This window comes from Fodinibius salsisoli, assembly GCF_026229185.1.
In the GTDB taxonomy this organism is placed as follows: Bacteria; Bacteroidota; Rhodothermia; order Balneolales; family Balneolaceae; genus Fodinibius; species Fodinibius salsisoli.
The window spans coordinates 238,653-261,747 of sequence record NZ_JAGGJA010000004.1 but is presented as its reverse complement, the minus strand read 5'-3'; the positions used below and the strand labels follow the sequence as shown (position 1 = coordinate 261,747).

The 23,095-nt window shown below is 44.4% G+C and carries 19 protein-coding genes; 14 read left to right on the top strand and 5 right to left on the bottom strand.

Going from position 1 to position 23,095, the window contains the following annotated elements; all coding sequences use genetic code 11:
• The first annotated feature begins 2 nt into the window (after positions 1 to 2).
• The 6 genes from J6I44_RS07645 to J6I44_RS07620 all read left to right on the top strand — a co-directional run bounded on the left by J6I44_RS07645 (position 3) and on the right by J6I44_RS07620 (position 7,190).
• Positions 3 to 797, top strand: a complete 795-nt coding sequence (locus J6I44_RS07645; RefSeq protein ID WP_265765458.1) for a UDP-2,3-diacylglucosamine diphosphatase — start codon at positions 3 to 5, stop codon at positions 795 to 797.
• Entirely contained in the window at positions 790 to 3,123 is a 2,334-nt protein-coding gene (locus J6I44_RS07640) for a penicillin-binding protein 1A (RefSeq protein WP_265765457.1), read from the top strand. Before J6I44_RS07645 ends, J6I44_RS07640 begins: the two co-directional genes overlap by 8 nt.
• A 229-nt stretch (positions 3,124 to 3,352) precedes the next feature.
• On the top strand, positions 3,353 to 4,228 hold the full coding sequence (sucD, locus tag J6I44_RS07635) for a succinate--CoA ligase subunit alpha (RefSeq protein ID WP_265765456.1): 876 nt from the start codon (positions 3,353 to 3,355) through the stop codon (positions 4,226 to 4,228).
• A 721-nt stretch (positions 4,229 to 4,949) separates the two neighbouring features.
• Positions 4,950 to 5,327: a hypothetical protein gene (locus tag J6I44_RS07630; protein WP_265765454.1), complete on the top strand. Its 378-nt coding sequence runs from the start codon at positions 4,950 to 4,952 to the stop codon at positions 5,325 to 5,327.
• Positions 5,328 to 5,342: 15 nt separating this feature from the next.
• The gene (locus tag J6I44_RS07625; protein ID WP_265765452.1) at positions 5,343 to 5,924 is read left to right on the top strand and encodes an O-methyltransferase; all 582 of its coding nucleotides are present in this window, start codon (positions 5,343 to 5,345) and stop codon (positions 5,922 to 5,924) included.
• 207 nt (positions 5,925 to 6,131) lie between these two features.
• The gene (locus J6I44_RS07620; RefSeq protein ID WP_265765451.1) at positions 6,132 to 7,190 is read left to right on the top strand and encodes a phosphotriesterase family protein; all 1,059 of its coding nucleotides are present in this window, start codon (positions 6,132 to 6,134) and stop codon (positions 7,188 to 7,190) included.
• A gap of 123 nt (positions 7,191 to 7,313) precedes the next feature.
• On the opposite strand, the gene J6I44_RS07615 is transcribed toward J6I44_RS07620, so the two are convergent.
• The 3 genes from J6I44_RS07615 to J6I44_RS07605 all read right to left on the bottom strand — a co-directional run bounded on the left by J6I44_RS07615 (position 7,314) and on the right by J6I44_RS07605 (position 9,442).
• Positions 7,314 to 7,568 (bottom strand): hypothetical protein, encoded by a 255-nt coding sequence (locus J6I44_RS07615; protein ID WP_265765450.1) that lies wholly within the window; start codon positions 7,566 to 7,568, stop codon positions 7,314 to 7,316.
• Positions 7,569 to 7,764: 196 nt separating this feature from the next.
• On the bottom strand, positions 7,765 to 7,899 hold the full coding sequence (locus J6I44_RS07610) for a hypothetical protein (protein ID WP_265765449.1): 135 nt from the start codon (positions 7,897 to 7,899) through the stop codon (positions 7,765 to 7,767).
• 22 nt (positions 7,900 to 7,921) lie between these two features.
• Positions 7,922 to 9,442 carry an N-acyl-D-amino-acid deacylase family protein gene (locus tag J6I44_RS07605; protein ID WP_265765448.1) on the bottom strand — a complete coding sequence of 507 codons (1,521 nt, stop codon included), beginning with the start codon at positions 9,440 to 9,442 and terminating at the stop codon, positions 7,922 to 7,924.
• A 318-nt stretch (positions 9,443 to 9,760) separates the two neighbouring features.
• On the opposite strand from J6I44_RS07605, the gene J6I44_RS07600 reads away from it, so the two are divergent.
• Positions 9,761 to 11,020, top strand: a complete 1,260-nt coding sequence (locus J6I44_RS07600) for an MFS transporter (RefSeq protein WP_265765447.1) — start codon at positions 9,761 to 9,763, stop codon at positions 11,018 to 11,020.
• A gap of 100 nt (positions 11,021 to 11,120) precedes the next feature.
• Here the strand turns inward: J6I44_RS07600 and J6I44_RS07595 are convergent, their stop codons facing one another.
• Positions 11,121 to 12,602: a dihydrolipoyl dehydrogenase family protein gene (locus J6I44_RS07595; RefSeq protein ID WP_265765446.1), complete on the bottom strand. Its 1,482-nt coding sequence runs from the start codon at positions 12,600 to 12,602 to the stop codon at positions 11,121 to 11,123.
• A complete protein-coding gene (locus J6I44_RS07590) occupies positions 12,589 to 12,948 on the bottom strand; it encodes a hypothetical protein (RefSeq protein WP_265765445.1) in 360 nt (119 codons plus the stop codon). The genes J6I44_RS07595 and J6I44_RS07590 overlap by 14 nt, the downstream gene beginning before the upstream one ends.
• Before the next feature lie 166 nt (positions 12,949 to 13,114).
• On the opposite strand from J6I44_RS07590, the gene J6I44_RS07585 reads away from it, so the two are divergent.
• From J6I44_RS07585 to J6I44_RS07555, 7 genes are all read left to right on the top strand, one after another.
• Positions 13,115 to 13,435 carry a hypothetical protein gene (locus tag J6I44_RS07585; protein ID WP_265765444.1) on the top strand — a complete coding sequence of 107 codons (321 nt, stop codon included), beginning with the start codon at positions 13,115 to 13,117 and terminating at the stop codon, positions 13,433 to 13,435.
• An 87-nt stretch (positions 13,436 to 13,522) separates the two neighbouring features.
• Positions 13,523 to 14,062, top strand: a complete 540-nt coding sequence (locus J6I44_RS07580) for a hypothetical protein (protein ID WP_265765443.1) — start codon at positions 13,523 to 13,525, stop codon at positions 14,060 to 14,062.
• 160 nt (positions 14,063 to 14,222) lie between these two features.
• A complete protein-coding gene (locus J6I44_RS07575) occupies positions 14,223 to 16,445 on the top strand; it encodes a TonB-dependent receptor (protein ID WP_434084228.1) in 2,223 nt (740 codons plus the stop codon).
• 730 nt (positions 16,446 to 17,175) lie between these two features.
• On the top strand, positions 17,176 to 18,063 hold the full coding sequence (locus J6I44_RS07570; RefSeq protein WP_265765441.1) for an LEA/WHy family protein: 888 nt from the start codon (positions 17,176 to 17,178) through the stop codon (positions 18,061 to 18,063).
• A gap of 93 nt (positions 18,064 to 18,156) precedes the next feature.
• The gene (locus tag J6I44_RS07565) at positions 18,157 to 20,616 is read left to right on the top strand and encodes a serine/threonine-protein kinase (protein ID WP_265765440.1); all 2,460 of its coding nucleotides are present in this window, start codon (positions 18,157 to 18,159) and stop codon (positions 20,614 to 20,616) included.
• A 177-nt stretch (positions 20,617 to 20,793) separates the two neighbouring features.
• Positions 20,794 to 21,255, top strand: a complete 462-nt coding sequence (locus J6I44_RS07560) for a methylated-DNA--[protein]-cysteine S-methyltransferase (RefSeq protein WP_265765439.1) — start codon at positions 20,794 to 20,796, stop codon at positions 21,253 to 21,255.
• A 117-nt stretch (positions 21,256 to 21,372) separates the two neighbouring features.
• The gene (locus J6I44_RS07555; RefSeq protein WP_265765438.1) at positions 21,373 to 22,968 is read left to right on the top strand and encodes an amidohydrolase family protein; all 1,596 of its coding nucleotides are present in this window, start codon (positions 21,373 to 21,375) and stop codon (positions 22,966 to 22,968) included.
• Positions 22,969 to 23,095: the final 127 nt, after the last annotated feature.

Sequence of the window (23,095 nt, the reverse complement as noted above, 5' to 3'; positions counted from 1 at the left end):
GGATGGATCAGCTAAACCTATCTCCCCCCCTGCTGTTTGTTTCCGATGCCCATTTGGGAGGATTCTCTAAAGATGAAAATACACGAATTGAATCAGAGCTGGTTCAACTCATCAGTTTTTGTCAGCGGGAAAAAATTCAGCTGGCTGTGTTAGGCGACCTTTTCGATTACTGGATGGAGTTTCCAGAGCAGGTGCCTCAACTCGGCAAAAAATTGTTAGACCGCTTTGAAGAATACAATCAACATCTGGGACCTACCCTTTATATTACCGGCAACCATGATAACTGGACGCGTGGCCACCTCGCTGACCGGGGTTTTATAGTAGAACCGGAATTTAAAACGGCTAGCCTTGGTGATAAAAAAGCATTTCTTTTACATGGGGATGGGCTCAGCGATCCAGACTTGAAGTTATCGCGGCCTCTTTTGCACCGTATCATCCGCCATCCATCTTTTGTCAACGGCTATCAATCGTTATTCTCGCCTGCTACCGGCCTTTCAATCATGAAATACTTTTCACGCTTCAACCGTTGGCTTGATGATCAGCAAGAAGATCCAGCCCTACTTAATGAATGGGCTGAACAACAATTACGAGAATCTAAATGTGATTACATCATTTTCGGGCATGATCACATTCCCCGGCAGGAACATTTTTCCTTCGGAAGCTATATAAATTTAGGTACCTTCTACGAGCATCGTACCATGGCATTTTACAATAATGCGTCTGTTTCGCTCGTTTTCTGGGAGCCGGAAACACAGTCTCTACAACCAATTGACTCAGCAAAAACAATAGATGAGTAACTCAGATTTTGATAATGAAATGGATCGATACTTTAACGATCCGGAATATCGCCGTAAGAAAGCCCAAAATGAAAGCGATGATGATAATAAGGAACATATTTCGGGCGGGGGGTTCTTCTCCGGCTGGAATATGAAGAATCAATCCCCTTTTAAATGGGCAGGCATTATAGGTGGAGTATTCATTATTGCCTGTACTGGATTCTTGATTTATCTGTTATCAGGGCTACCCTCCATCGAAGATCTCGAAAATCCAAAAACAGCGATTGCCTCGCAGGTTAAAAGCCGCGACGGTGTAGTGCTTGATCGATTCTACACCGAAAACAGGACCTATGTTTCTTACGAAGAGATTTCTCCCCACGTTATAAACGCGTTAATTGCTACCGAAGACCACCGCTTCTATAACCACTGGGGTGTTGATATTCAGGGTATTTTCGCAGCAGTCTTCCAGATGGTCACCACCGGCGATGTTCGTGGAGCTTCTACTATTTCTCAACAGTTGGCTCGAAATCTATATAAAAGAATAGGCAGGGATTTCTCGCTCATCCGTAAATTTCGTGAAATAATTACGGCCGTAGAAATTGAAAATAACTACACCAAGCGCGAGATTATTGAGATGTATCTCAATACGGTAGAATTTCCCAACAGTGCTTTTGGCATTCAGTCTGCGGCCCGCACCCATTATGGCAAAGAGGCCCGCGAACTAACCGTGCAAGAAGCGGCCACCCTTATTGGCTCTTTACAGGCTGTTTACCGATATAATCCTCGCCTCAACCCTGAGCTGGCAATGGGACGACGTAATACCATCCTGATGCAGCTTAACAAGCGAGGGTTCATTGGCGATAAGGCCTATACTAAACTGCAGCAAGACTCATTAGCACTGAATTATCATCCACCATCAAAAACCAGGCGCGAAAGCAAATACTTCGGTCAGTATGTACGCCAGCAGATAGAAGGCTGGGCCGAAGAAAATAACTATAACTTAAACACCGATGGACTCACCATTTATACGACCATCGACTCGCGTTTGCAGAAATATGCCCAACAGGCGGTTGAAACAAAGCTCGATTCGCTCCAAAAGGTATTTGTGGATGAATGGACTTCTTCGAGCGGTGATTATATGGATCGGCTTTGGAATCGTTATCCACAATTTTTACCAAGTTTCATTGAAGAAACCGATCGGTATAAGAATGGATTTTCCAAATATGATACCGACCAACGATCGGTCGTAATGGAAAAACTGATGCAAGACGAGGCCTTTGTAGATTCCGTGAAACGAGCTCGCACCAGACTGGAAGCAGGATTTGTAGGCATCGATCCTACTAATGGACATATACTATGCTGGATCGGTGGATCAAACTACGGAAATGTACAGTTTGATCATGTCTACCAGGCGAAGCGACAGGCCGGCTCTACCTTTAAGCCTTTTGCCTATACAGTAGCTATTGATAACGGCTATAAGCCTTATTATAAGCTGTCCGATACGCCCCAAACCTTCCGCCAAAAAAATGGAAATACTTGGAACGTAAGCAACTATGGAGCATCCAGTGGCAATATGGTAACTCTCCGAGAAGGCCTTGCCCGCAGTTTAAATAATGTGACGGTTGGCCTGCTCCCCGAAATTGCAGGAGCTCCCAATACTAAAAGTGTTGAAGATTTGATGCCGGCCGGCCGAAAAATTAAACAAATGGCCGAAAATATGGGTATCAACTTGGATGGCGTAGAGCCCTATCCCTCCCTTGCCTTGGGTACCGCTGATGTTTCTCTTCTCGAGCTTACCAGTGCTTACACCACTTTTGCCAACCAGGGCGTTCATATAGAACCGCTGGCTATTACCCGAATTGAAGATAAGGCCGGCAACGTAATCAAGGAATATAATTCGGAGCACCGACAAGAGGTTATTAGTCCGGAGACCGCCTACATTATGATAGACATGTTACGAGGCATCATCCGGGGTGGGGAAGGCTACTATGGAACAGGTGTGCGTCTGCAAAGCCGGTACAACATTAAACAAGATATGGCCGGAAAAACGGGCACTACACAAAATGCAGCCGATACCTGGTTTATGGGCATGACGCCCCACATTGTCATGGGAGCCTGGGTTGGTGGGGCCGACCGAAGGGTTCGCTTCCCTGTTACGAGTAGCACTGGTCAGGGAGCTCGTACCGCTCTGCCAATGGTTGGTCGCTTCATGAACTTAGCCAGTGCCGATCCGGAAGCGCCCTGGGCATACGATCCTTTTGATCCCCCACCCGGATTTGTTATGCCCCGTGAGAGAACTGAGCAAAATAATGGCAATAACACCGGTACGGGGCGCATTGACTGGTAACTTGGACCGCTTTGTATAAATTAGCATAACTGCTTTCAAGCAGTCGGCTTTAGAGCGGTTGATTAGATTATGTGGCTTCAGATACCATTTTTATTGCCCTTTTCTTAAGCAGAAATTCTGCTTAACTAAATAAATCAGTTTAATCTGTGATCGCCCTTTGCCAATTCATGATGTTGTGGGTATATTCCGTCCGACTCAACGAAACCGTTTAATTTAATAGACAAAGTTCATGAGCGTACTTGTTGGTAACGACACTCGATTAGTAGTACAAGGAATAACGGGAAGCGAAGGAAGTTTCCATGCGAAACAGATGATTGAATATGGCACTAATGTAGTAGCCGGTGTTACCCCTGGAAAAGGTGGACAAACCCACTTAGATCTTCCGGTTTACAATACTGTAGCAGATGCCGTCGAAAAAGAAGATGCAAACACATCCGTCATTTTTGTACCTCCGGCTTTTGCAGGAGATGCAATCTCGGAAGCTGCCTTTGCAGGTATTGAAGTCATCATTTGTATTACCGAAGGCATTCCGGTTAAGGATATGATTCCCGCCAAAGAAATTGTAGAAAGTCACGGCGCTACGCTCATCGGACCTAACTGTCCCGGCGTGATTACCCCTGGCGAGGCTAAAATTGGTATTATGCCCGGTAGTATTTTTACACCCGGCAATGTCGGACTTATTTCCCGTTCTGGTACGCTTACCTATGAAGCAGTAGACCAACTGACGAAAGCAGGCCTTGGCCAAAGTACGGCCATTGGTATTGGCGGCGATCCGGTCATTGGAACGACGCACACTGATGCAGTTAAGCTTTTTGAACAGGATGACGATACTGAAGCTATTGTCCTGATCGGTGAAATTGGCGGGACAGCCGAAGAAGAAGCTGCCGCTTATATCGAAGAAAATATTGATAAGCCCGTTGTCGCCTTTATTGCCGGTAGCACAGCCCCTCCCGGACGACGGATGGGCCATGCCGGAGCGATTATCTCGGGCGGTGAAGGCGGTGCTGACGCCAAGAAACAAGCACTGCGCGATGCCGGTGTAGCTGTTGTTGACAGTCCTGCTGAAATTGGCATTACGCTTAAAGAGCTGTTAGAAACGGCTTAACTTCTGAGCTATATTCTTATTCTTGATTTTCATGGGTGATATCTTCAGAGATATCACCCTTTTTATATTTAAGAATCTTTTAAGGCTGTGAGGAATTCTACTCCCGAAGCTTCAACACCATCTAAGCGGGAGCCTGACCCACGAATTCAATCGGTACTGCTCCGACCGGCTGGGTAGTAGTTAAAAAATGATACCTGCCAATCCTCCTGTCCTCCTTCGCCAAGGAGGAACACTTTGATTCAGAATCATACCAAAATTACTATCCAAGCAATAGACTTAAAGTCCCTCTCCGAAAGTTATCGGGACAGGCTTTGGAGAAGAGGGATTAAGGGAGATTGAACTGCTGTTTCAGCCTCAAAAAACTCAGTTATTATACTGATTAAATGCAGACTTTATAGCACCTGCCATCTCCAAGTGATATTTACCACTCGACTCAGGTGTATTCCCACTCATGATAAAACCAAACTTGGGTCTTTCACACTCTTAGTATGAACTTTTCCTTTGAATAATATGGGCAAACCTAAATATTGCTTTACTCATCAAATTCCGTTAATTACGAAACATAAGCTTTATCTATTCGTAAGGGAGTTCAAATAATAACTTTCAAAAAGAAATAATTCTTATGTTGGGGTTCCAAGGGACAACGCTAAATATTTTGATCATAATACCTTTCTGTCTAATCATTTTTGGTTGCTCTGATGCAAAAGTAGAACAAGTGAAGATGAATGATTTTGAAAACCATTTTTCGGAGCTTTATGATACCGAGCATGTGAGCGTAACCTTTGAAAGAAGAAAAAATCAGACAACGAATGAAGCTTGGCCTGATAGTTTTGATTGCGCTGTAGTTCAAATTACTGACTCCCCCTCCTTATCCAAAGTTCTGGAAAATGACGAATTATTTGATGCAGAATATCAAAAAATCGAGGATTTCTTGCGTGATTCTGCTGAAACCATCAATCCACATATCTTTGGCTTAGCGCTTACAGTTGTTGATACAGTTTATTCTGAGGCGAATATAATTGACTCCTTTTCATCTACGAAGTTGAGATCGGTGGAACCCACTCTTGTGTTAGAAGACAAGCAAAATGTTGAGGATTGATATAGCTATTTAAATATGAAAAGTGCATCTTCCCCAACCGTACCCGACACATATTCTGCAATAAAAGCGGAATCCGAAGAAGTCGGATTCTCCATGCCATCTGATCTATTTATCGGGAGTTTGCTGCAAACACTTACCGCATCCAAACCCGCTTCCAATATCTTAGAACTTGGTACCGGTACAGGGTTATCTGCCTCCTGGATTCTTAACGGTATGGATGATGATTCTCAATTAACTTCCATCGACAAAAATCCTGAGCTTGTTAAAATTGCTCAAAAGCACCTTGGAGACGATGAAAGAATATCCATCTTATGTGAGGATGCCGCCATGTGGCTGGAAAATTATACTGGTGAGTCTTTTGATATCATTTTTGCAGATGCGTGGCCAGGTAAATACAGCCAGATCGATATCACCTTGGGTTTATTACATACAGGTGGGTTCTATATTATTGATGATATGTTACCTCAACCTAACTGGCCGGATGGACACTCCAAAAATGTCGCTAACTTGATCACCTACTTAGAAAAACAAAATAATCTGACCATCTCAAAACTGGACTGTTCAACCGGGATTTTAATTGCTGTTAAAAACAATTAATAAAAATCCACCTTCCCTAATAGGGTTTTGGGGGATTTATACTCCCAAATAGTGCTGCCCTTCCATCTGGGAACTAAGCCCTTTGACAGCTCAAAAAGATCCCCCTTGCTTTACGGCCAGATGAATAAATTGGAAGTTTAATTCATTTCCTCCTTTACTATTTTTATTATAGGTTAATTTAGCACAAATCAACCTAATGCTACAGTTATGCAAAGGAAGGAGTTCATTCAAAAAGTTTCGGCCTCTACCTTTCTCATGGCAACTGGCTTTTATTCCAGCATGGGCCGGGCCATTGAACAGGATCAAGGGATGATTATTACCACAGGAGGAACAATTTCGCCCTCTGCAATGGGATCGACGCTGGTGCATGAACATATCCTTTCCATATTTGGTACCACTGCGCAGGAACCGGCCGAATATGACGATTCACATGCCCTCAATGAAGTTGTTCCTTATCTAAAATATATCAAATCGCTGGATTGTGATACCATTGTAGACTGCAGCGCTGCTTACCTGGGACGGAATGTCCGCTTGCTCAATCAAATTGCAGAGCAATCAGATATCCAGATCCTGACGAATACTGGCATTTATGGAGCAGCCAATGACGACTATGTGCCTGATTATGCGTACCGAGAATCAGCCGAACAGCTTGCCCGACGATGGATATCAGAGTTTGAAGATGGTATTCAGGGGACCGATATTCGGCCGGGATTCTTGAAAAGTGGCGTTGACGGTGGATCTCTTTCCGAAATTGATGCCAAGCTGATTCGCGCGGCCGCTTATACCCATCTCGAGACCGGTTTATTGCTGCAGATCCATACCTCGGGAAACACCACCGCTGCCAATGAACAGCTTGCTATTTTAGAAGAAGAAGGCGTCCGTCCTGAGGCCTGGGTTTGGGTTCATGCGCAAAATACTGAGCAGGTTCAGGATCTTGTTGAAGCTGCCAAACGTGGCGCCTGGATTTCTCTCGATGGACTACGCTCGCCTAACTTCCTAAACGGGAAACGAGAATCAGAAAGCAGCCTGCTCCATCATTTTGAAATGGTAAAAACTTTCAAGGAAGAAAAGCTCTTGGATCATATATTACTCTCTCATGATGGCAGTACTTATCCTCCGGAAGGAACGGCTAAACGACCGCTTGATCCCCTGTTCAATGCCTTTGTTCCCATGCTAAAAACAGGAGGCTTTAGCCCAGATGAAATTAATCAGGTGCTCATTGAAAATCCTGCTAAGGCATTTACCATCAAAAAACGTACTTTCTAATTAACTATGATGTTTTTTTTACTCGGACTTGCCCTCGGAACCTTTGTATCCGGACTCATTGCCAAATTTTATGGCAAAGAATCCAGCTGGATTCCCCCATCCTTCCTATTTACTTTAAGCGGACTATTTGTGTTGATCTCTCTTTTTCTGGGTTGAATCTGGAATCCACCAGTAATTCAGTGAGTCTTCCTTCTCCTCGGGGCCTCCAATCACCGGCATACTGTTAAACCACTCAAAGGGAGGCGACCATAACCGAATTTTAGCATCGTATTTTTGGGGATTCAGAATCGGCATCGAATCTGGGGAGGCTTTCTGTACAGGCTCTTGATAAATCAATCCGTAGTCTGAAATCGGTTTGGATATTTTGGGAGCTATCATATCTTGCTTCTTATCTTGTGCCCAGAGAAGTGAAACAGGTATTGACGATACGAGCAGAGTGAAGAAAATTGACCGGAACATAGTGGCTATGATGGATTAGCATTTATAAGTAAGTAATAATATTTTGAGCTAAATAAAAATTATCCGCTGTTACTTTAAACGTTAACCTCGTATTAAAATTATGATATCTGCCATTTTAATCGGTATTGGCATCGGTGCCCTCATATCTTCGGCCTATAATTACAAGAAAGACCGCCATCAGGGAGTAATATCTACCAAAGCAGGCCTGATCACTGGGATTATTTGCCTTATCGTAGGGCTTTTCATGCATTTTAGTTGACGGTAACCGATCCTTATTCTTTTTTCAATACTTTCCCAAAGCGGTTGCTATTAAACTCGCCATCCTTCTTGGTTAATTTTCCGTTAATCATAATCCAATCAAACCCTTTTGCCAGCCGATGGGGATGCTCGAATGTAGCTCTATCCTGAATATTGGACGGATCAAATATAAGCATATCGGCTTTGCTGCCTTCTTTAAGAATTCCTCTTTTCTTCAGCCCGATGGTTTTAGCAGGCAGGCCACTCATTTTGTAAATAGCTTCTTCCAGGCTCAACAATTCTTTTTCAAATACATAGTATCGGATAATCTTGGCAAAGCTCCCATAGCCCCGCGGATGGCGCATTGTAGGGCTCCCATCGGAACTGATCATAACCTTTTGGCCGGTCACAATGCGATCCTGCAGCTCCTGATCCATCACAAAATGAGCCGCCGATGCCGATTGTGGTCCCATTTCAAGCAACAAATCCACCGGATCTTTCTGTTCTCCCGTAGCTGCTTCTTTCAAGGTTTGACCGGCATATTGGCCTGACCCAAACAAGATTGCTCCCGGGCCATTCCGTTGATTCACCTTCTTCTTCAAATAAGCTCGAAGAACCTTGGGGCGCTCTTGCATTGCATTTTGCCACCCCGTCTCCGTTTTGGCCCAATCCGGAAACACAATGCCAATGCCGGTAAAGCTGGCCGCATAAGGATAGACGTCGGCAGAAATTGTTATTCCTTCATTCCGAAACTGCTCTAAATAATCAAGTATTTCTTCCGCCCTCTTAGTTCCCTTGCCATATACCACTTTCAAATGCGAGGCATGCACATTGGCGACCCGGCCCTGTTCCGCCAGCTCCTCGAGGGAATTCTCGACATCGGCATTATCTTCGCTTCGCATGTGGCTCATAACCAAGCCGTTATGCCTTCCTACTACTTCAGATAGTCGTAGCAGTTCTTCCTTTTTAGAATAAATGCCCGGCACATATTCGAGCCCCGTGCTCATGCCCAAAGCCCCTTCTTTAAGGTCCGATTCTAACAATCGCTCCATTTTCCGAAGTTCACCTTCCGTCGGGGTTTGTCTTCCTACATCCACCTGACTTCGTATACTACCATGCCCCGATAGCATAGCAATATTCACACCAAGTTGCTGCTGCTCCACTTTTGCGAACCAGCTGTCCAACGATCCCACACTTGGAGACCTGCCATCCTGGCCCAACACAATTGTTGTCACTCCCATCCCCAAAAAATTCCGAAACTGTGGATCTTCCAGCGGATCTCCATGGGCATGTACGTCAATAAACCCAGGTGAGATAACCTTCCCTGAGGCATCGACATAATCTCGGGCATCGATGGTATCAGCATTTACCTGTCCAATATATGCTATAGAATCATCCCTAATCAACAAATCTGCACGAAAAGACTCCTCCCCGCTTCCATCGATGACCATACCACCCGCTATATGCCAGTCCCAACTCCACTGGGCACTTGTACATTCTACCCCAAAAAATATGAAAAGACCTATAAAAATGGGGGGAATGGTAATTTTTCTCATGCCTCTATGCAATTTAAATATGGGTTTTATTTGATAAGAGAATAAAAATAAAATTGATCATGGTAAAATGAAGCCCCTGATATAATATTGGAGGCGAAAAATTCTCAAGGAGGTTAAATTTTTTTTAAAAATTATTGAATTGTTTTATGACTTTTCTATTTTAGTCTTTCCATACTGACTTTGTCCTGTTGATCCAGCATTAGAAGCTCCTGCATTGTATACGCTTAGGAATTTAACGATTGGGCGACCAATCCCCCCCTACTGCTTGGATGAGTATGAACGATTTTTACATTAACTATCGACCAAAATCAAAACATAATGAGTAAACAAATTAACAAGCGAACCCTCTTTTTAGGAAGTTGCTTTGCATTAATTACCACGGCTTTTACCTTTGCTATCCGTGCGGGAATTCTACCGCAGCTGGGAGAGCAATTTGGACTTACTAACGAACAGCTCGGATTTATCAACTCGATGTGGTTTCTTGGCTTTCCCATATCTATGGTTCTCGGGGGTATTTTCTATAACTCTATTGGCCCCAAAAGAATTATGCAGTTTGCCTTTGTTATGCACACGCTGGGTATCATCTTAACGATTTATGCCGGCGGGTACACCCTGCTGTTAATATCCACCCTGCTGATTGGCCTTGGTAACGGCTGTACAGAGGCAGCCTGTAACCCCATGATTGCCGACGCTTATGAAGGTAATATGGTCGACAAGATGCTGAACCGTTTCCATATGTGGTTTCCCGGGGGTATTGTTTTGGGTAGCCTTATTTCAAAATTTATGGGCGACTTTTCTATGGGATGGCAAGCCCAGATGTGGATCATCATGATTCCAACGATTATTTACCCCATACTCTTCTTTGGACAAAAATTTCCCGAGCCCAAGCTGGAAGAAATGAAATCGCTCAAAGAAAATGTCAAAGCTCTGGGAAGTCCCGTTTTCATCTTCCTTTTCTTATGTTTTGCCTTAACCGCTATATCAGAATTTGGACCACAGCAGTGGGTCAATATTGTAATGGCACAAAGTGGAGCAAGTCCGATGTTAATACTGGCTCTGGTAACGGGTTTAATGGCCGTAGGACGCTTCTTTGCAGGACCGGTTGTTAAAGCTTTAGGGCAACCCGGTGTACTTTTATCCGGTGCTATACTGACCGCCATTGGCATCTATATGTTTAGCATCTTTACGGGTGCAATGGCTTATGTAGCAGCTGTCTTTTTTGCTATGGGTGTTTGCTACTTCTGGCCGGTTATGCTCGGTGCAGGTGCAAAACGGGCTCCAAAAACCGGTGCATTGGGACTTTCACTTTTAGGGGGAATCGGTATGTTTTCTACTTCTATTTTCCAACCCATTATCGGAAGCTGGATTGATTCTTCCCGCGCTACTTATGCAGCAACAGGACTGAGTGGATCTGAACTTGAACTAGCTGCTGGACAGGCCACGCTGGCCAAGGTAGCGATCTTTCCATGCATCCTGATTGTGTTATTTACTATCTTTTATATCTGGCAGAAAAAGTCAGATAAGAAAACGGTCGATGAAATGGCACACGCAACGGAAGCTACTGCTCCCAATGTCTAAATAAGTGCTTTTGTTATACCCAGCATTGTAGGTGGTTCATAAATTGCCCCGGTTTAAAAACCGGGGCTTTTTTATTGTATAACCCCAAGTACTGACAAAACTATACAATTCTATCAGGATCGCTTAAATCGGGAATATCACCACGCAAACCGAATATCTTTTGGAAGAACTTTATTTGCCACTCCGACTGATTCTTAATGTACCATTGGTCAGCAGCTCTGCGTGCTCCAAGACTGTAGGTAGGGTAAGGATGAATAGTATCGGCCAGGTTCCGAAGCGTAACACCATTTTTCATGGCTACAGCATATTCAGAAATCAATTCTCCCGCATGCGCTCCCAACACGCTGGCTCCATATATTTTCCCGTTCCACTTTTTAGCGTGAATTTTGATCAGCCCCTCCCCTTCCGCTTCTGTCAAAGCACGATCAATTTTAGAATAAGGGAATCGATAGGTTTCATAACTGTTGCCATTGGACTTAAGTTCTTGTTCAGTTGCTCCCACATGTCCCAATTCCGGATCCGTAAAGGTCACCCACGGCACATTTTTTCTATCTATTTTCATAGGGAATTTCAATAGAGCATGCGTAGTGGCCACCTTAGCCATGTGCTCCGACATATGCGTAAACTGGTATTGCCCGGTGATATCACCACAGGCATAGATATGGGATTTGTTCGTCCGGCACCGATCATTTACCTCAATACCTTGGTCCGTATATTCAACACCAGCAGCATCCAGCCCAAGACCGTCTACATTAGCTCGCCTGCCGGTTGCCATCAAAAGCTGATCCCCGGTTATTTGCTTTTCCTCACCTTGGCACTCAACCGCAGTAATAATTGCATCCCCCCTCTGGGACACCCTTTTTACCTCAGCCCCAAGCACATACTTGATGCCCTCTTTCTCAAGTGACTCTTTTAACTTACCGGTAAGCTCAGGATCATCATTAGTCATAATACGATCAGCTACGTCAATTACCGTAACAGTTGAGCCCAATCGTTCCAGTGCCTGAGCCATCTCTGTACCGATAGGCCCTGCTCCTATAACCGTTAACTCCTGTGGCAAGTCTGAAATTTCAAAAAGTGAATCATTCGTTAAGTAGCTAACATTATTAAGTCCCTCAATTGGTGGAGTAAAAGCACTGGCCCCGGCACAGATAATGAAATAGCGGGCACTTACCCGGCGTGTGGTACCGTCTTCAAGCTGTATCGCTACTTGATGATCATCCAAAAAATGGGCTACTCCCTTAACGACTTCAATCCCCATGTCTTCAAAAATTTCCGGTCGATCAGCATCTTCGTAGATATCCTGCCGTGTTTGGTGGATATGCTCAATAACCTTTTCAAAATTGATTTCCGGCTGTTGATCAATCAGTCCAAATTGGCTGGCATGCTTTATCTGATGAGCTACTTTACCTGCTTTAAGCAGTACCTTACTCGGCACGCAACCGGTCCAGGTACAGTCACCCCCGAGACGGTCTTTTTCGATCATCATCGTCTTGGCACCAAAATTGGCCGCAATGCCTGAGGCCGTTAGACCTGCAGCTCCGCCACCGATAACTATAGCATCAAAATCATATTTTGCCATCTGTAGAAATCTTTTTGTCTATTTTTTTAATCTTCCGTCGTACCTTTTGACAAGTTGAATAAGCCCCTAATATCACCATCAAAATGACTAATCCATAGACCCACCAGGGAATATTTTCCCCTGCAAAAAGGAGATAGATATAGGCAGATATAAAAAATCCTATTGCACTAAAGGCTGGCAGTATAATGGATTTATTTAGTCGATAATTCCGATAAAGCCATGCAAGAGAAGCCGTAAAAAAAGGAATAGCCCCTACATAGATACTGCCAAAAATAATGGGATTAACGCCATATTGTTCCCCTAATCCCCAAAACCAAACTCTCAACGATTCAATAACTTCAGCCATATGTAAATTTATTTGTTTGTAATTGCATAGACTCTGACATCCACAAAAATCTTACCTCTTTTATGAATCTTTACAAAATTAAATATTTTTACGACGATTTATTTGTTACAAATACAGTAAAAGTCTAACTTTAGGTTTGTCTTTGGTTAAAATATCATTGAGACGTATGAAACGTAGTATCCGATTAAAAATCAGTCTGTTTTTGCTGATGCTTACTGGCATCGGCCTCACGATTACTACGCTTCACTCGCACCATCACCTTGAGCTAAGTCATCCGCCGGATTTCGCAGATACGGGTCATTGTCTGTCCGCTGATACTACTTTCTGTCCAATCGTAGCTCATTTATACGAGAAAGAAGTTCTTAGTGGTTCTCCCTCAGGTGATATTTTGTTTGATGCCAGGACAATCATTATTGAACAAAATATTCAGGTATATGACCACACCACTACTACAAATCCTGGCCGCTCTCCTCCGGTTTTGGTATAGATTCCCGACGCATCTTATCACATTATTATAGGGCTATACGATGAGTATATCGATATACCCCTACCCAAATAAATCTATATTAAAATCATGAATATTTTTAAGTCTTTACCAACCAATACCCGTACTCTTTTAGTATTAACACTTTTCAGCACCCTTCTTGTTACCGCCTGTAGTGACAATCCCGCCAGCAGTGACGACGAACACACCGATCCTGAGATAATAGAACTCGTTCACGACGGCGAAGTTATTTATGAATATTCAGATATAACTGGGGAAGTAACCGAACACAGTCATCTGCACTATCATGTAGGTGAAGAATACCTGTTTGAAGTACATTTCCTCAATGAAGAAGGAGAGCACGTCCACGCCGAAGATTTGGGGGAAGGCTACTCCCTTGGATGGGAAATTGAAAATACGGATATACTGGCCATCCACCAGCACGATGACAACGGCCAATGGGAATTCCACCTCGAAGGAATGGCAGAAGGCGGGTCTAAAATTCAATTTCTGCTTAACCATGGCAGCGGTGAAGATGCCCACTCTCACTTGGAAACTCCTGCAACAACTCAGGATGACGCCATCGAATTTCATATCGATGCCGATAGTGATGGAGAGCACGAGCACTAATGTCCAGCTAATCTAAGTGATACGGCCGGGATTGACCGGTCGTATCATATTGTTTTGCTGTCAAAAAATTGTATAGCAAAACGCCTGCATTTCATCAAACTTTTCCATTACTAATATGTTTTCAGCCAAACCATTTCTCCTATTCCTACTCTTTTTGGTGATGTTTTTGCCTATAAAGAAAACTTCTGCAGCAGACCCTGATACCCAGGCCGGAACGTTAGTCGGTACCATTACAGATCGTGAGACATCCGAACCCATTAGTTTTGCCTACTTGTATCTGGAGGAAGCCAATCGAACAATCACCGCCCATAGCGACGGTACTTACGAATTTCGTGACATCCCGGCCGGTACCTACACCCTGCGTGTTACACGCATTGGATATCGAACCGTCTCCCAGTCCATCGAAATTACTGCAAATGAGACCACAGTAGTCGATATAAGCTTACAACCTACGGTATTCAGCTCAGGGGCAATAGAAGTTGTCGGTAGTCAAGATAATGGCGGTAATGCCAATCTTGAACATGCCTCCAAATCGATTTCAGGAACCGATCTGCGCCAAAACCTCGGCACTACGCTATCCGAAACGATGGATGATCTACCCGGCTTCAGCTCTCGCTCCATGGGCTCTGCCCCTGCACGGCCCGTCATCCGGGGGTTAGGCGGAGAACGTGTGCTCATTCTGCAAGATGGCGAACGCACGGGCGACGTTTCCTCACAATCAGCTGATCATGCGGTAACCATTGATCCCATGGCGGCCGAAGAAATTGAAATTGCCCGAGGTCCGGCGGCTCTTATTTATGGTTCCAATGCCATTGGAGGCGTAGTGAATGTGGTTCGCAATCAAATTGCCAACAGCATGCCCGACCATATTCATGGCACAGCAACGCTACAGGGCGAGACCGTCAATACAGGGGGAAATGCTGCTGTAGAGGCCGGTATGCCCATCGGTAGTTTTGCAGTACAAGCCGATCTCAATTATCGTACGGCCAGTGATCTCAATACTCCCGCCGGCACGCTCGAAAATTCGGATCTCCAATCAACCAACAATGCTCTTGGCCTTAGCTATATTCGTCCCTGGGGATATCTCGGGGCAGCCTCCAGTCTGTACCTCAACAATTATGGTATTCCACCAGATCCGGAGGGTGGTCATGCGGAGGGTGTAGATATTGAGATGGAAAAATATCAAGTGGAAGGAGCTACCGAAGTATACCTGCCGAAGAGCAGTTTTCGTTCTATCACGGCTGACATCTCCTACAAACATTACTTCCATAAAGAAATCGAATCGGGTGGCATTATCGGTACTGAATTCGGATTACTGACGACCAATGCCTCGGTGAAAGCCCATCATTCCGACCTCGGTATCTTTTCTAAAGGAACCATGGGACTCTGGGCTGAAACCAAAGATTATGCTGTCAATGGGGCTAACACCCCCGACTCTGATGCCCATAGCTTCTCTGCTTTTATTGTTGAAGAGACCGATTGGGGCAGCCTGCATCTTGAAGGTGGGCTGCGGTATGATTACTCCCGTGCCGTGCCTGCCGAAGAAAATCCTGATTCTGAAATTGGACATATCCGCAGCCGCACTTTCCATGCCCTGGCCAGTTCCGTATCAGCAATTTACAACTTTGGCCAGGGATACTACCTGGGAAGTACACTCATGCATTCGTTCCGTCCGCCTTCGCAAGAAGAGCTCTACTCCGAAGGCCCTCACTTGGCCTCCTACTCCTATGAAATAGGCAATCCGGACCTCGACCCGGAGCGGGGCTTAGGCAAGGAACTTTTTGTACGCTATCGTGGAGATGATATTTCGGCCGAAGTAACTGGCTACCACAACGGCTTCTCTAACTACATTTATCCCCGAAATACGGGTCGGCAAAATTCTCGTTTTCCCTCCCTCAACGACTATCAGTTTAAAGGAGCCAATGCTCGCATTTATGGTGTCGAGGTGGCAACGGAGATTCAGCTTTTTTCAAACATCGCCCTCAACGGTATGTTAAGCTATACTCATGGCGAACGCGAGCTGACTCAAAACGAACAGGAGATCGATCCCGAAGCTAATGACATTCAACCCCTGCCAATGATTCCACCACTTAAGTCGACTGTCGGGCTTACTTATGCCGACGATGGATTTCAGTTTGGCGGCAAAGCACGTATAGCAGCCAAACAAACCAGAACTGGTGACTTTGAAACCTCAACTGATGGTTATACGGTCGTCGATCTGTTCGGCCAATATCGCTTTCAGTCTGGTAATCTCTTACACACTTTTTCTATCAACGCCGAAAACATCTTTGATACCACCTATCGCGACCACCTATCCCGTATCAAAAATCTGATGCCCGAACCAGGACGAAATATTTCGCTATTATATCAACTATATTTTTAGTAGAATCTCAACGATCTCGAGAGTAGCATAGAAAAATTAACTTTGGTTAAAACTACTGATTAGCCTACAAGCATCTGACCTTTTCTCAACTTCCTTTCTCTGTTATCTTACAGTTTGATTCGCAGAATAAATAAGGCTTCGTTTCTTGATACTTTTATGCCAATCCTGAAGAAATAATAAGCCGTTACAGCAAACGTTAGGAAGGAAAACTTTTTTAAATAAAAAGACCCGGGAGTATCCGTCCCGGGTCTTTGTTATTGCTTCAGGGCTCAGTTAAGTTAGAGTTAGAGAACAGATTCAGGATTGTAACCTAATATTAAAACTGTCTCCTATGTACAAGAGTGAAATTCCAGCTGATTGTTACAAAAAATATTAGATTTTTTTAATATTTATTAAAGTGAATCAAATCTTTTACTTACTTAGGCAAAAATGCCTCCCATACTGTTTAAACACAATATTTTATGCCAAAAAAATTATGTTGGAAATATTTTTTCTGGCATAAAATTTATCATCGTTGAAATTATTAAATTATTATTGCTCGAAATGGGGGTTCTTGTGTGCTCAGAATTTCCTACCGCAGGCCGCCTACTTTTTTAACAGACTAGAGTCAAGAATAATGCTTAGCGTAATTATTTAGCCTCTCTGTATATTTGTTGATAGATCATATTTAGCGTAACTTTGTTCTTCTTATAAACAGACGTTACACCGTTAAATAGTATTTTATCTTTATATGATAACACATTCTACCAGCACCCCTCTTTTATCCGTTAAAAGATTCATCTATTTATTTTCCCTTGTACTGCTTATCGGGGGATGCCAGACTATTCAGGATTTAGCCGATAGTATCCAAAAACCTACGCTTTCGGTTGATGATGTGAGGGTTACAGGATTTAATTTTCAAGAGATGCAGCTAACTTACGATATCAAAATTAACAACCCTAACGCCGCTTCCCTCCAAATGCTTGGTTACGACTACGATCTGGATCTGAACGGGAATTCATTTCTCGATGGTAATCAGACCAAAGAAGTTACTGTCAAAGCTTCGGATGCAAGTATTATCCAAATGCCGATGACGCTAAATTTTAGGGATGTGTACCGTACTATCTCGGGCCTTGCCAACGAAAAGGAGACTTCTTACAACTTCATCAGCCATCTTCGATTTGATCTGCCCGTTTTGGGAGAGACTGCAATTCCGGTTAAAAAACAAGGATCTATTCCTTTGTTAAAACTACCCAAACTGAACCTGTCAAATGTTCAATTGGAGAACCTGAGTTTCAACGGGGCCGATATAAATCTAAAACTACAGTTCGACAATCCCAATGGATTTGGTCTTAACATCAACCAATTCAATTATGACCTGGTGGTAAATGGAAATCAGTGGGCCGTAGGGAATGCGTTGAAAGGTGTTAACATCAAAGAGGATGGTGTTACCGAACTCAACATTCCTGTTTCTCTCAATATTGCTCAAATTGGGACCTCGGCTTACCGTATTCTTTCGGGTTCTGAACCCCTTGATTACCAGCTTAAAGGGGATTTTGACTTCAACCCTCTTCATGAGCTTCTGGGGAGTACCAATTTTGATTTCAATCGATCCGGACAGGTTCCCATCAACCGATAATACCATACATTTTCTCTACAGAACTTAACAAGTTATTAGAAGTTCAACCTGTTTGTCTGTAACTTAAGCAAGAGGCACCAAAGTTAGATAAGAATGGATAAGATTCACCATTACGATATACATCACGAACTGGGGTCTGGGTCATACGGCACCGTTTATTATGCTACCGATACCAAGCTTATGCGACCGGTAGTCATTAAAATTGTTCACCCCGAGCGTTCTACCGAAAAGCAAATAAGGGAACAAATTCTGGAAGAAGCCCGCATTGCTTCCGCCATTCAGCACCCCAATGTGAGTGCCATTTACGAAGTAGGCGAATACGAGAAACGTCCCTACATTGTAATGCAATATGTGCCGGGCAGAACCCTGGAAGAACTTCTTGAAACTGGAGGACTGAACCTCCAGTTTGTGCTATCTATCAGCATTCAAATTGCGGATGGTCTGGCAGAAGCCCACAAGCTGGGTATTCTGCACCGAGACCTAAAACCCGCCAATATCATGGTCACGGATGGTGGTCTGGTCAAAATTCTGGACTTTGGCCTGGCTAAGCGCAAAGAGTCGGTCGAGCTTCCCGATACTTCCCAGAAAAATATGGAAAAGAGTGTAAATCCAGAGTCTTCTCGGTTCGGCACTACAGCCTACATGGCTCCTGAACAATTTGTGACCCTGAGAAGTAGCCAACAGTCCGATATTTTTTCTTTGGGTGTCATTCTGTATGAAATTATTACCGGGACCCATCCTTTTTCGATGCTTCATAATTCCGACCAGACTCAGATTATCCGCAAAATTCGAGCGGTGAAACCCACGCCGCCCAGTAAACTACGTCCCGAAATTCCCGATACGCTTGAAAGCCTCATTTTAAAAGCTCTTGAAAAACAGCCCACCAACCGCTTTAAGTCCGTCAATGAGCTGCATGAGGCCCTGAAGACACTGATGAAAACGATGGATTTTGAGCAGGGTATGATTCCAGGCGAAAGTTCGGCACTTCTGCCTTCCCCCTCTCCTCAAAACAAAAAAGACAAGGAGCGTGATAAAGGGCAGCGAACGGGTGTCTTTTCTATGTTGACGGAATTCTTCTTGCAAAAAGATAAAAATGATGTGCCAGAGAATTCTATTGCCGTTCTACCCTTTAAGCAGGTAGAAGATAAGAATGGTCATCACACTCGTTATTTTGGGCTGGCCATGGCCGATGCCATTGCTACTCGCCTGGCTCAAAACGCATCTGTGACTATACGTCCCCCGGGCACCTTCCTGTCGCTATCCGACCAATCTGTTGATGAAATTGAAGCCGGCCACAAGCTGGAAACCGAATACGTATTAACCGGTTCTTTTTTTAGTTCAGAAGATGGCTTTACCCTAAATTGGCAACTACTGGAAATTTCCAGTAAAACAATTTATGCCGGCAATACCATTTCTGTACCTTCTTTTGATCTGGTAAAGGTTCAGAGTGAGATTACAGACGAAATTTTTGATACTCTATTTAACCTTGGCAAACTCGAGGCACGACAGGAAAAAGCCACCTTTGAGAACTTACCTATCGATCTGTCAGAGCAGTATCTTGAGGCTCAGGCCATACTTTCTCGATTTTTATGGGGCTCCAATAATCCCAAAGACCTGAAAGAAGCACGACTTAAATTTGAGGAGGTCCTTGAAAAAGCCCCCAAATTTGCAGCTGCACACGGTGGGCTGGGCCGTACGCACCTAAATTATGTTACCAACGGCTTTGGTGGTCCCACCCACTTTATGAAAGCGCAGCGACATTTAGAACGGGCTCTGGAACTTGATCCGGAGAATGTCGAAGCCAAACTACAGCGTGCCTACACTTACTTATGGCGGGGGGAAAAGGAGCAGGCTCGACGGGACATTCAATATCTTCTTAAACATAACGACCGTAATCCGGAAGTCTTGCTGGGAGCCGGTATTATCATCCAGTTGGATGGTCTGCACCGAGAGGCACTGCGACTGCTGGGGCGGGCTCTGCAAAAAAGTCCGGCAGCAGCCACTCAAATATATAACCGAAGAGCACGACTCAATCATTACCTGGGACAGCTTGATCTTGCCTGGCTGGAAGTCAATAAGGGCTTAACGCTGGAGCCTGAACATTCTCTGCTCCGGACTACCGAAGGCTACCTTTATTTTAGAGAGGGTGGATATGAAAAAGCTATCCCCATTTTGGAGTCGGTTATCAAAGAAGACCCAAAGCGACGGGTAACACACCCTACGCTGGCCATGTGTTATGTAAGGAATGGAGAAGCCGAGAAAGCCGCAGAACTGATTACCGACGAATTACTTTCTATTGCTTCAACGGACTGTGAAATGGCTTTCAGGCTGGCCTCCTATTTTGTTGTGGAAGATAATATTTCGGAAGCATTGCACTGGCTGCGTAAAGCTATTTATTTGGGATACGAAAATTATCCATGGGTTTTGGAAAACCCTGTATGGCAACCCCTTAAGGATAATGAAGATTTCCAGGAAATTTTGTCTGATTTAGAAAGGGTCTTTGAAACCAACAGCAAGCGTTGGAACAAATTTTTGGAGGATTTTTGGGAATAAGGATAACTTCACTATAATTTCCCAAAATTCTTCTCATAGCTCTGTTAGTCTCTGTGCAAAACAACGGTGATGAGATGTTTGCTTACAACTGCAAGCACTTCCCAACCACAGTCTTGCAAAATAGATTCCCCTTGCTTAGACTTGATTAAGATTTAACACGATCCTCTTATATCTTCTATGAAAAGTTTTTGGCACTCTCCAGTGGGATGGTTAGCTCTCCTCGCTTCAGATGAGGTCCTTAAGGGGATCAAATTTCTGGAAACAAAGCCAGACTATTATCCGCAGGAGACTAATACTATTATCCAACAGACCGAAACTGAATTATCTGAATATTTTAGCGGAGAGCGGAAGACATTTAGTATTCCGCTGGGTCCTGAAGGCACCGATTTTCAACAAACAGTTTGGAAAGAATTGTGCCATATTCCCTACGGACAAACTATAAATTATGGTCAGCTGGCTCAAAAACTTGGCGATATAAAAAAAGTAAGGGCTGTGGGGCGCGCTAATGGCCAAAACCCCATCCCTATTATTATACCCTGTCACCGGGTGATCGGATCAGATAATAATTTAGTGGGATATGCCGGGGGTATCAGTCGCAAGCAGTTCCTGTTAAAACACGAAGGGGCGCTACTTCTTTGAGAAGAATACTATTCGATCTCCTACTATGCCTATGTACTTAAAATATTTTTACGTTCAGGCTTTATATCAATGCTTATTTTATCCAAACATTTATAATCTGTGCTAAATTGATGATCTATGCTTAATCTTCGATCTCTCCTGTCGTTAATCGTTACATTGCTATTGACTTATAATTTTGCTTCGGCCCAAGTGCAGCAAGCGCCCGAACGATCCATGGGCGAAGGTCCGTATGACCGGCTGATCATCCGTGGTGTAATGCTGGTTGATGGCACGGGCTCTCCTCCCCGTGGACCGGTAGACATTGTTGTGGAAGAAAATCGCATTACACAGATTCAATCCGTAGGCTATCCCGGCGTTCCCATCAACGAAGACCGGCGCCCACAAACAAATGATAAAACGCAGGTACTTGAAGCCAGTGGCATGTACCTGCTGCCCGGCTTCATCGATATGCACGCCCATACTGGTGGAGAAGCCCAGGGCACGCCAGCCGAATATGTCTATAAACTCTGGATGGCGCATGGCATCACAACAGTCCGTGAACCCGGCTCTTTTAACGGCATGGACTGGACGTTACGCCAGAAAGAACGAAGCAAGACCAATGAAATAGTAGCTCCCCGCATTTTTTCCTACATCGGATTTGGCATGGGGAATGACGGCGAAATAACTACTCCGCAAGAGGCTCGCGAATGGATTCATATGATTAACGACCAGGGTGCGGATGGCATCAAATTCTTTGGAGCTTCCAAGCCCGTTTATGCGGCCGCCATCGACAAAGCTAACAAGCTTGGACTCGGAACAATGACGCACCATGCCCAAACCCGGGTTGTCTATAATAATGCACTGGAATCAGCTCGACTGGGACTCACCAGCATCACCCACTGGTACGGTATTCCCGAGGCGCTGTTTACCGATCAGATTATCCAGGATTACCCGCTCGACTACAACTACAATAACGAGCAGCATCGATTTGAAGAGGCCGGCAAGCTTTGGAAACAGGCAGCTGAGCCTTACAGCGACAAATGGAACAGCGTGATGAATGAAATGCTTGACCTGGATATCACGCTGAATCCCACCTTCACGATCTATGAAGCCAGCCGGGATCTCAGTGCTCAGCGACGCGCCGAATGGCATCAAAAATATACGCTTCCCTCCCTCTGGGAATTCTACAAACCCAGTCGTATTTCCCATGGCTCGTACTGGCTGAATTGGGGTACTGAGCAAGAAGTAGCCTGGAAGGAAAATTACCGACTGTGGATGACATTTGTCAATGAATTTAAAAACCGGGGCGGTCGGGTAACGTTGGGGTCCGATGCCGGGTATATCTATAAACTCTATGGGTTCGGTTACATCCAGGAGATGGAGCTGTTCCGCGAGGCGGGCTTCCATCCCCTCGAAATCTTCCAGTCGGCATCCCTGAAAGCCGCAGAAGTCCTTAATATAGATGATCAGCTTGGGACCATTGAAGTAGGTAAGCTGGCTGACATGGTACTGGTTGATGCCAATCCGTTAAAGAATTTGAAGGTATTATATGGTACCGGGGCCGTTCATGTGGATGAAAAAAATGAAGTTAAACGCATTGGCGGCATCAAATATACTATTAAAGATGGTATCGTTTACGATGCCCAGAAGATGCTTCAGGATGTGGCTGGGATGGTCAAAGCATCCAAAGAACAGAATAGTTATGAAATAACTCAGCCAGGCCTGGATTATTGATCAACACCTCCTAAACTCCAAAAAACCTTTCAGATTCTCCGCTGGCAACTGTCGATATTATTAGTAAATTTGTGTGGATTCGAAGGACATCCATATATTTTAACCCATTTACCATTGTCACTGAATT

Coding starts and splice junctions, on each gene's coding strand:
- J6I44_RS07580 (WP_265765443.1), top strand. CDS start 13,523: ATGAATATTTTTAAGTCTTTACCAACCAATACCCGTACTCTTTTAGTA.
- J6I44_RS07595 (WP_265765446.1), bottom strand. CDS start 12,602: ATGGCAAAATATGATTTTGATGCTATAGTTATCGGTGGCGGAGCTGCA.
- J6I44_RS07640 (WP_265765457.1), top strand. CDS start 790: ATGAGTAACTCAGATTTTGATAATGAAATGGATCGATACTTTAACGAT.
- J6I44_RS07625 (WP_265765452.1), top strand. CDS start 5,343: ATGAAAAGTGCATCTTCCCCAACCGTACCCGACACATATTCTGCAATA.
- J6I44_RS07620 (WP_265765451.1), top strand. CDS start 6,132: ATGCAAAGGAAGGAGTTCATTCAAAAAGTTTCGGCCTCTACCTTTCTC.
- J6I44_RS07585 (WP_265765444.1), top strand. CDS start 13,115: ATGAAACGTAGTATCCGATTAAAAATCAGTCTGTTTTTGCTGATGCTT.
- J6I44_RS07555 (WP_265765438.1), top strand. CDS start 21,373: ATGCTTAATCTTCGATCTCTCCTGTCGTTAATCGTTACATTGCTATTG.
- sucD (WP_265765456.1), top strand. CDS start 3,353: ATGAGCGTACTTGTTGGTAACGACACTCGATTAGTAGTACAAGGAATA.
- J6I44_RS07610 (WP_265765449.1), bottom strand. CDS start 7,899: ATGCATGAAAAGCCCTACGATAAGGCAAATAATCCCAGTGATCAGGCC.
- J6I44_RS07645 (WP_265765458.1), top strand. CDS start 3: ATGGATCAGCTAAACCTATCTCCCCCCCTGCTGTTTGTTTCCGATGCC.
- J6I44_RS07565 (WP_265765440.1), top strand. CDS start 18,157: ATGGATAAGATTCACCATTACGATATACATCACGAACTGGGGTCTGGG.
- J6I44_RS07570 (WP_265765441.1), top strand. CDS start 17,176: ATGATAACACATTCTACCAGCACCCCTCTTTTATCCGTTAAAAGATTC.
- J6I44_RS07575 (WP_434084228.1), top strand. CDS start 14,223: ATGTTTTTGCCTATAAAGAAAACTTCTGCAGCAGACCCTGATACCCAG.
- J6I44_RS07605 (WP_265765448.1), bottom strand. CDS start 9,442: ATGAGAAAAATTACCATTCCCCCCATTTTTATAGGTCTTTTCATATTT.
- J6I44_RS07560 (WP_265765439.1), top strand. CDS start 20,794: ATGAAAAGTTTTTGGCACTCTCCAGTGGGATGGTTAGCTCTCCTCGCT.
- J6I44_RS07630 (WP_265765454.1), top strand. CDS start 4,950: ATGAATGATTTTGAAAACCATTTTTCGGAGCTTTATGATACCGAGCAT.
- J6I44_RS07615 (WP_265765450.1), bottom strand. CDS start 7,568: ATGATAGCTCCCAAAATATCCAAACCGATTTCAGACTACGGATTGATT.
- J6I44_RS07590 (WP_265765445.1), bottom strand. CDS start 12,948: ATGGCTGAAGTTATTGAATCGTTGAGAGTTTGGTTTTGGGGATTAGGG.
- J6I44_RS07600 (WP_265765447.1), top strand. CDS start 9,761: ATGAGTAAACAAATTAACAAGCGAACCCTCTTTTTAGGAAGTTGCTTT.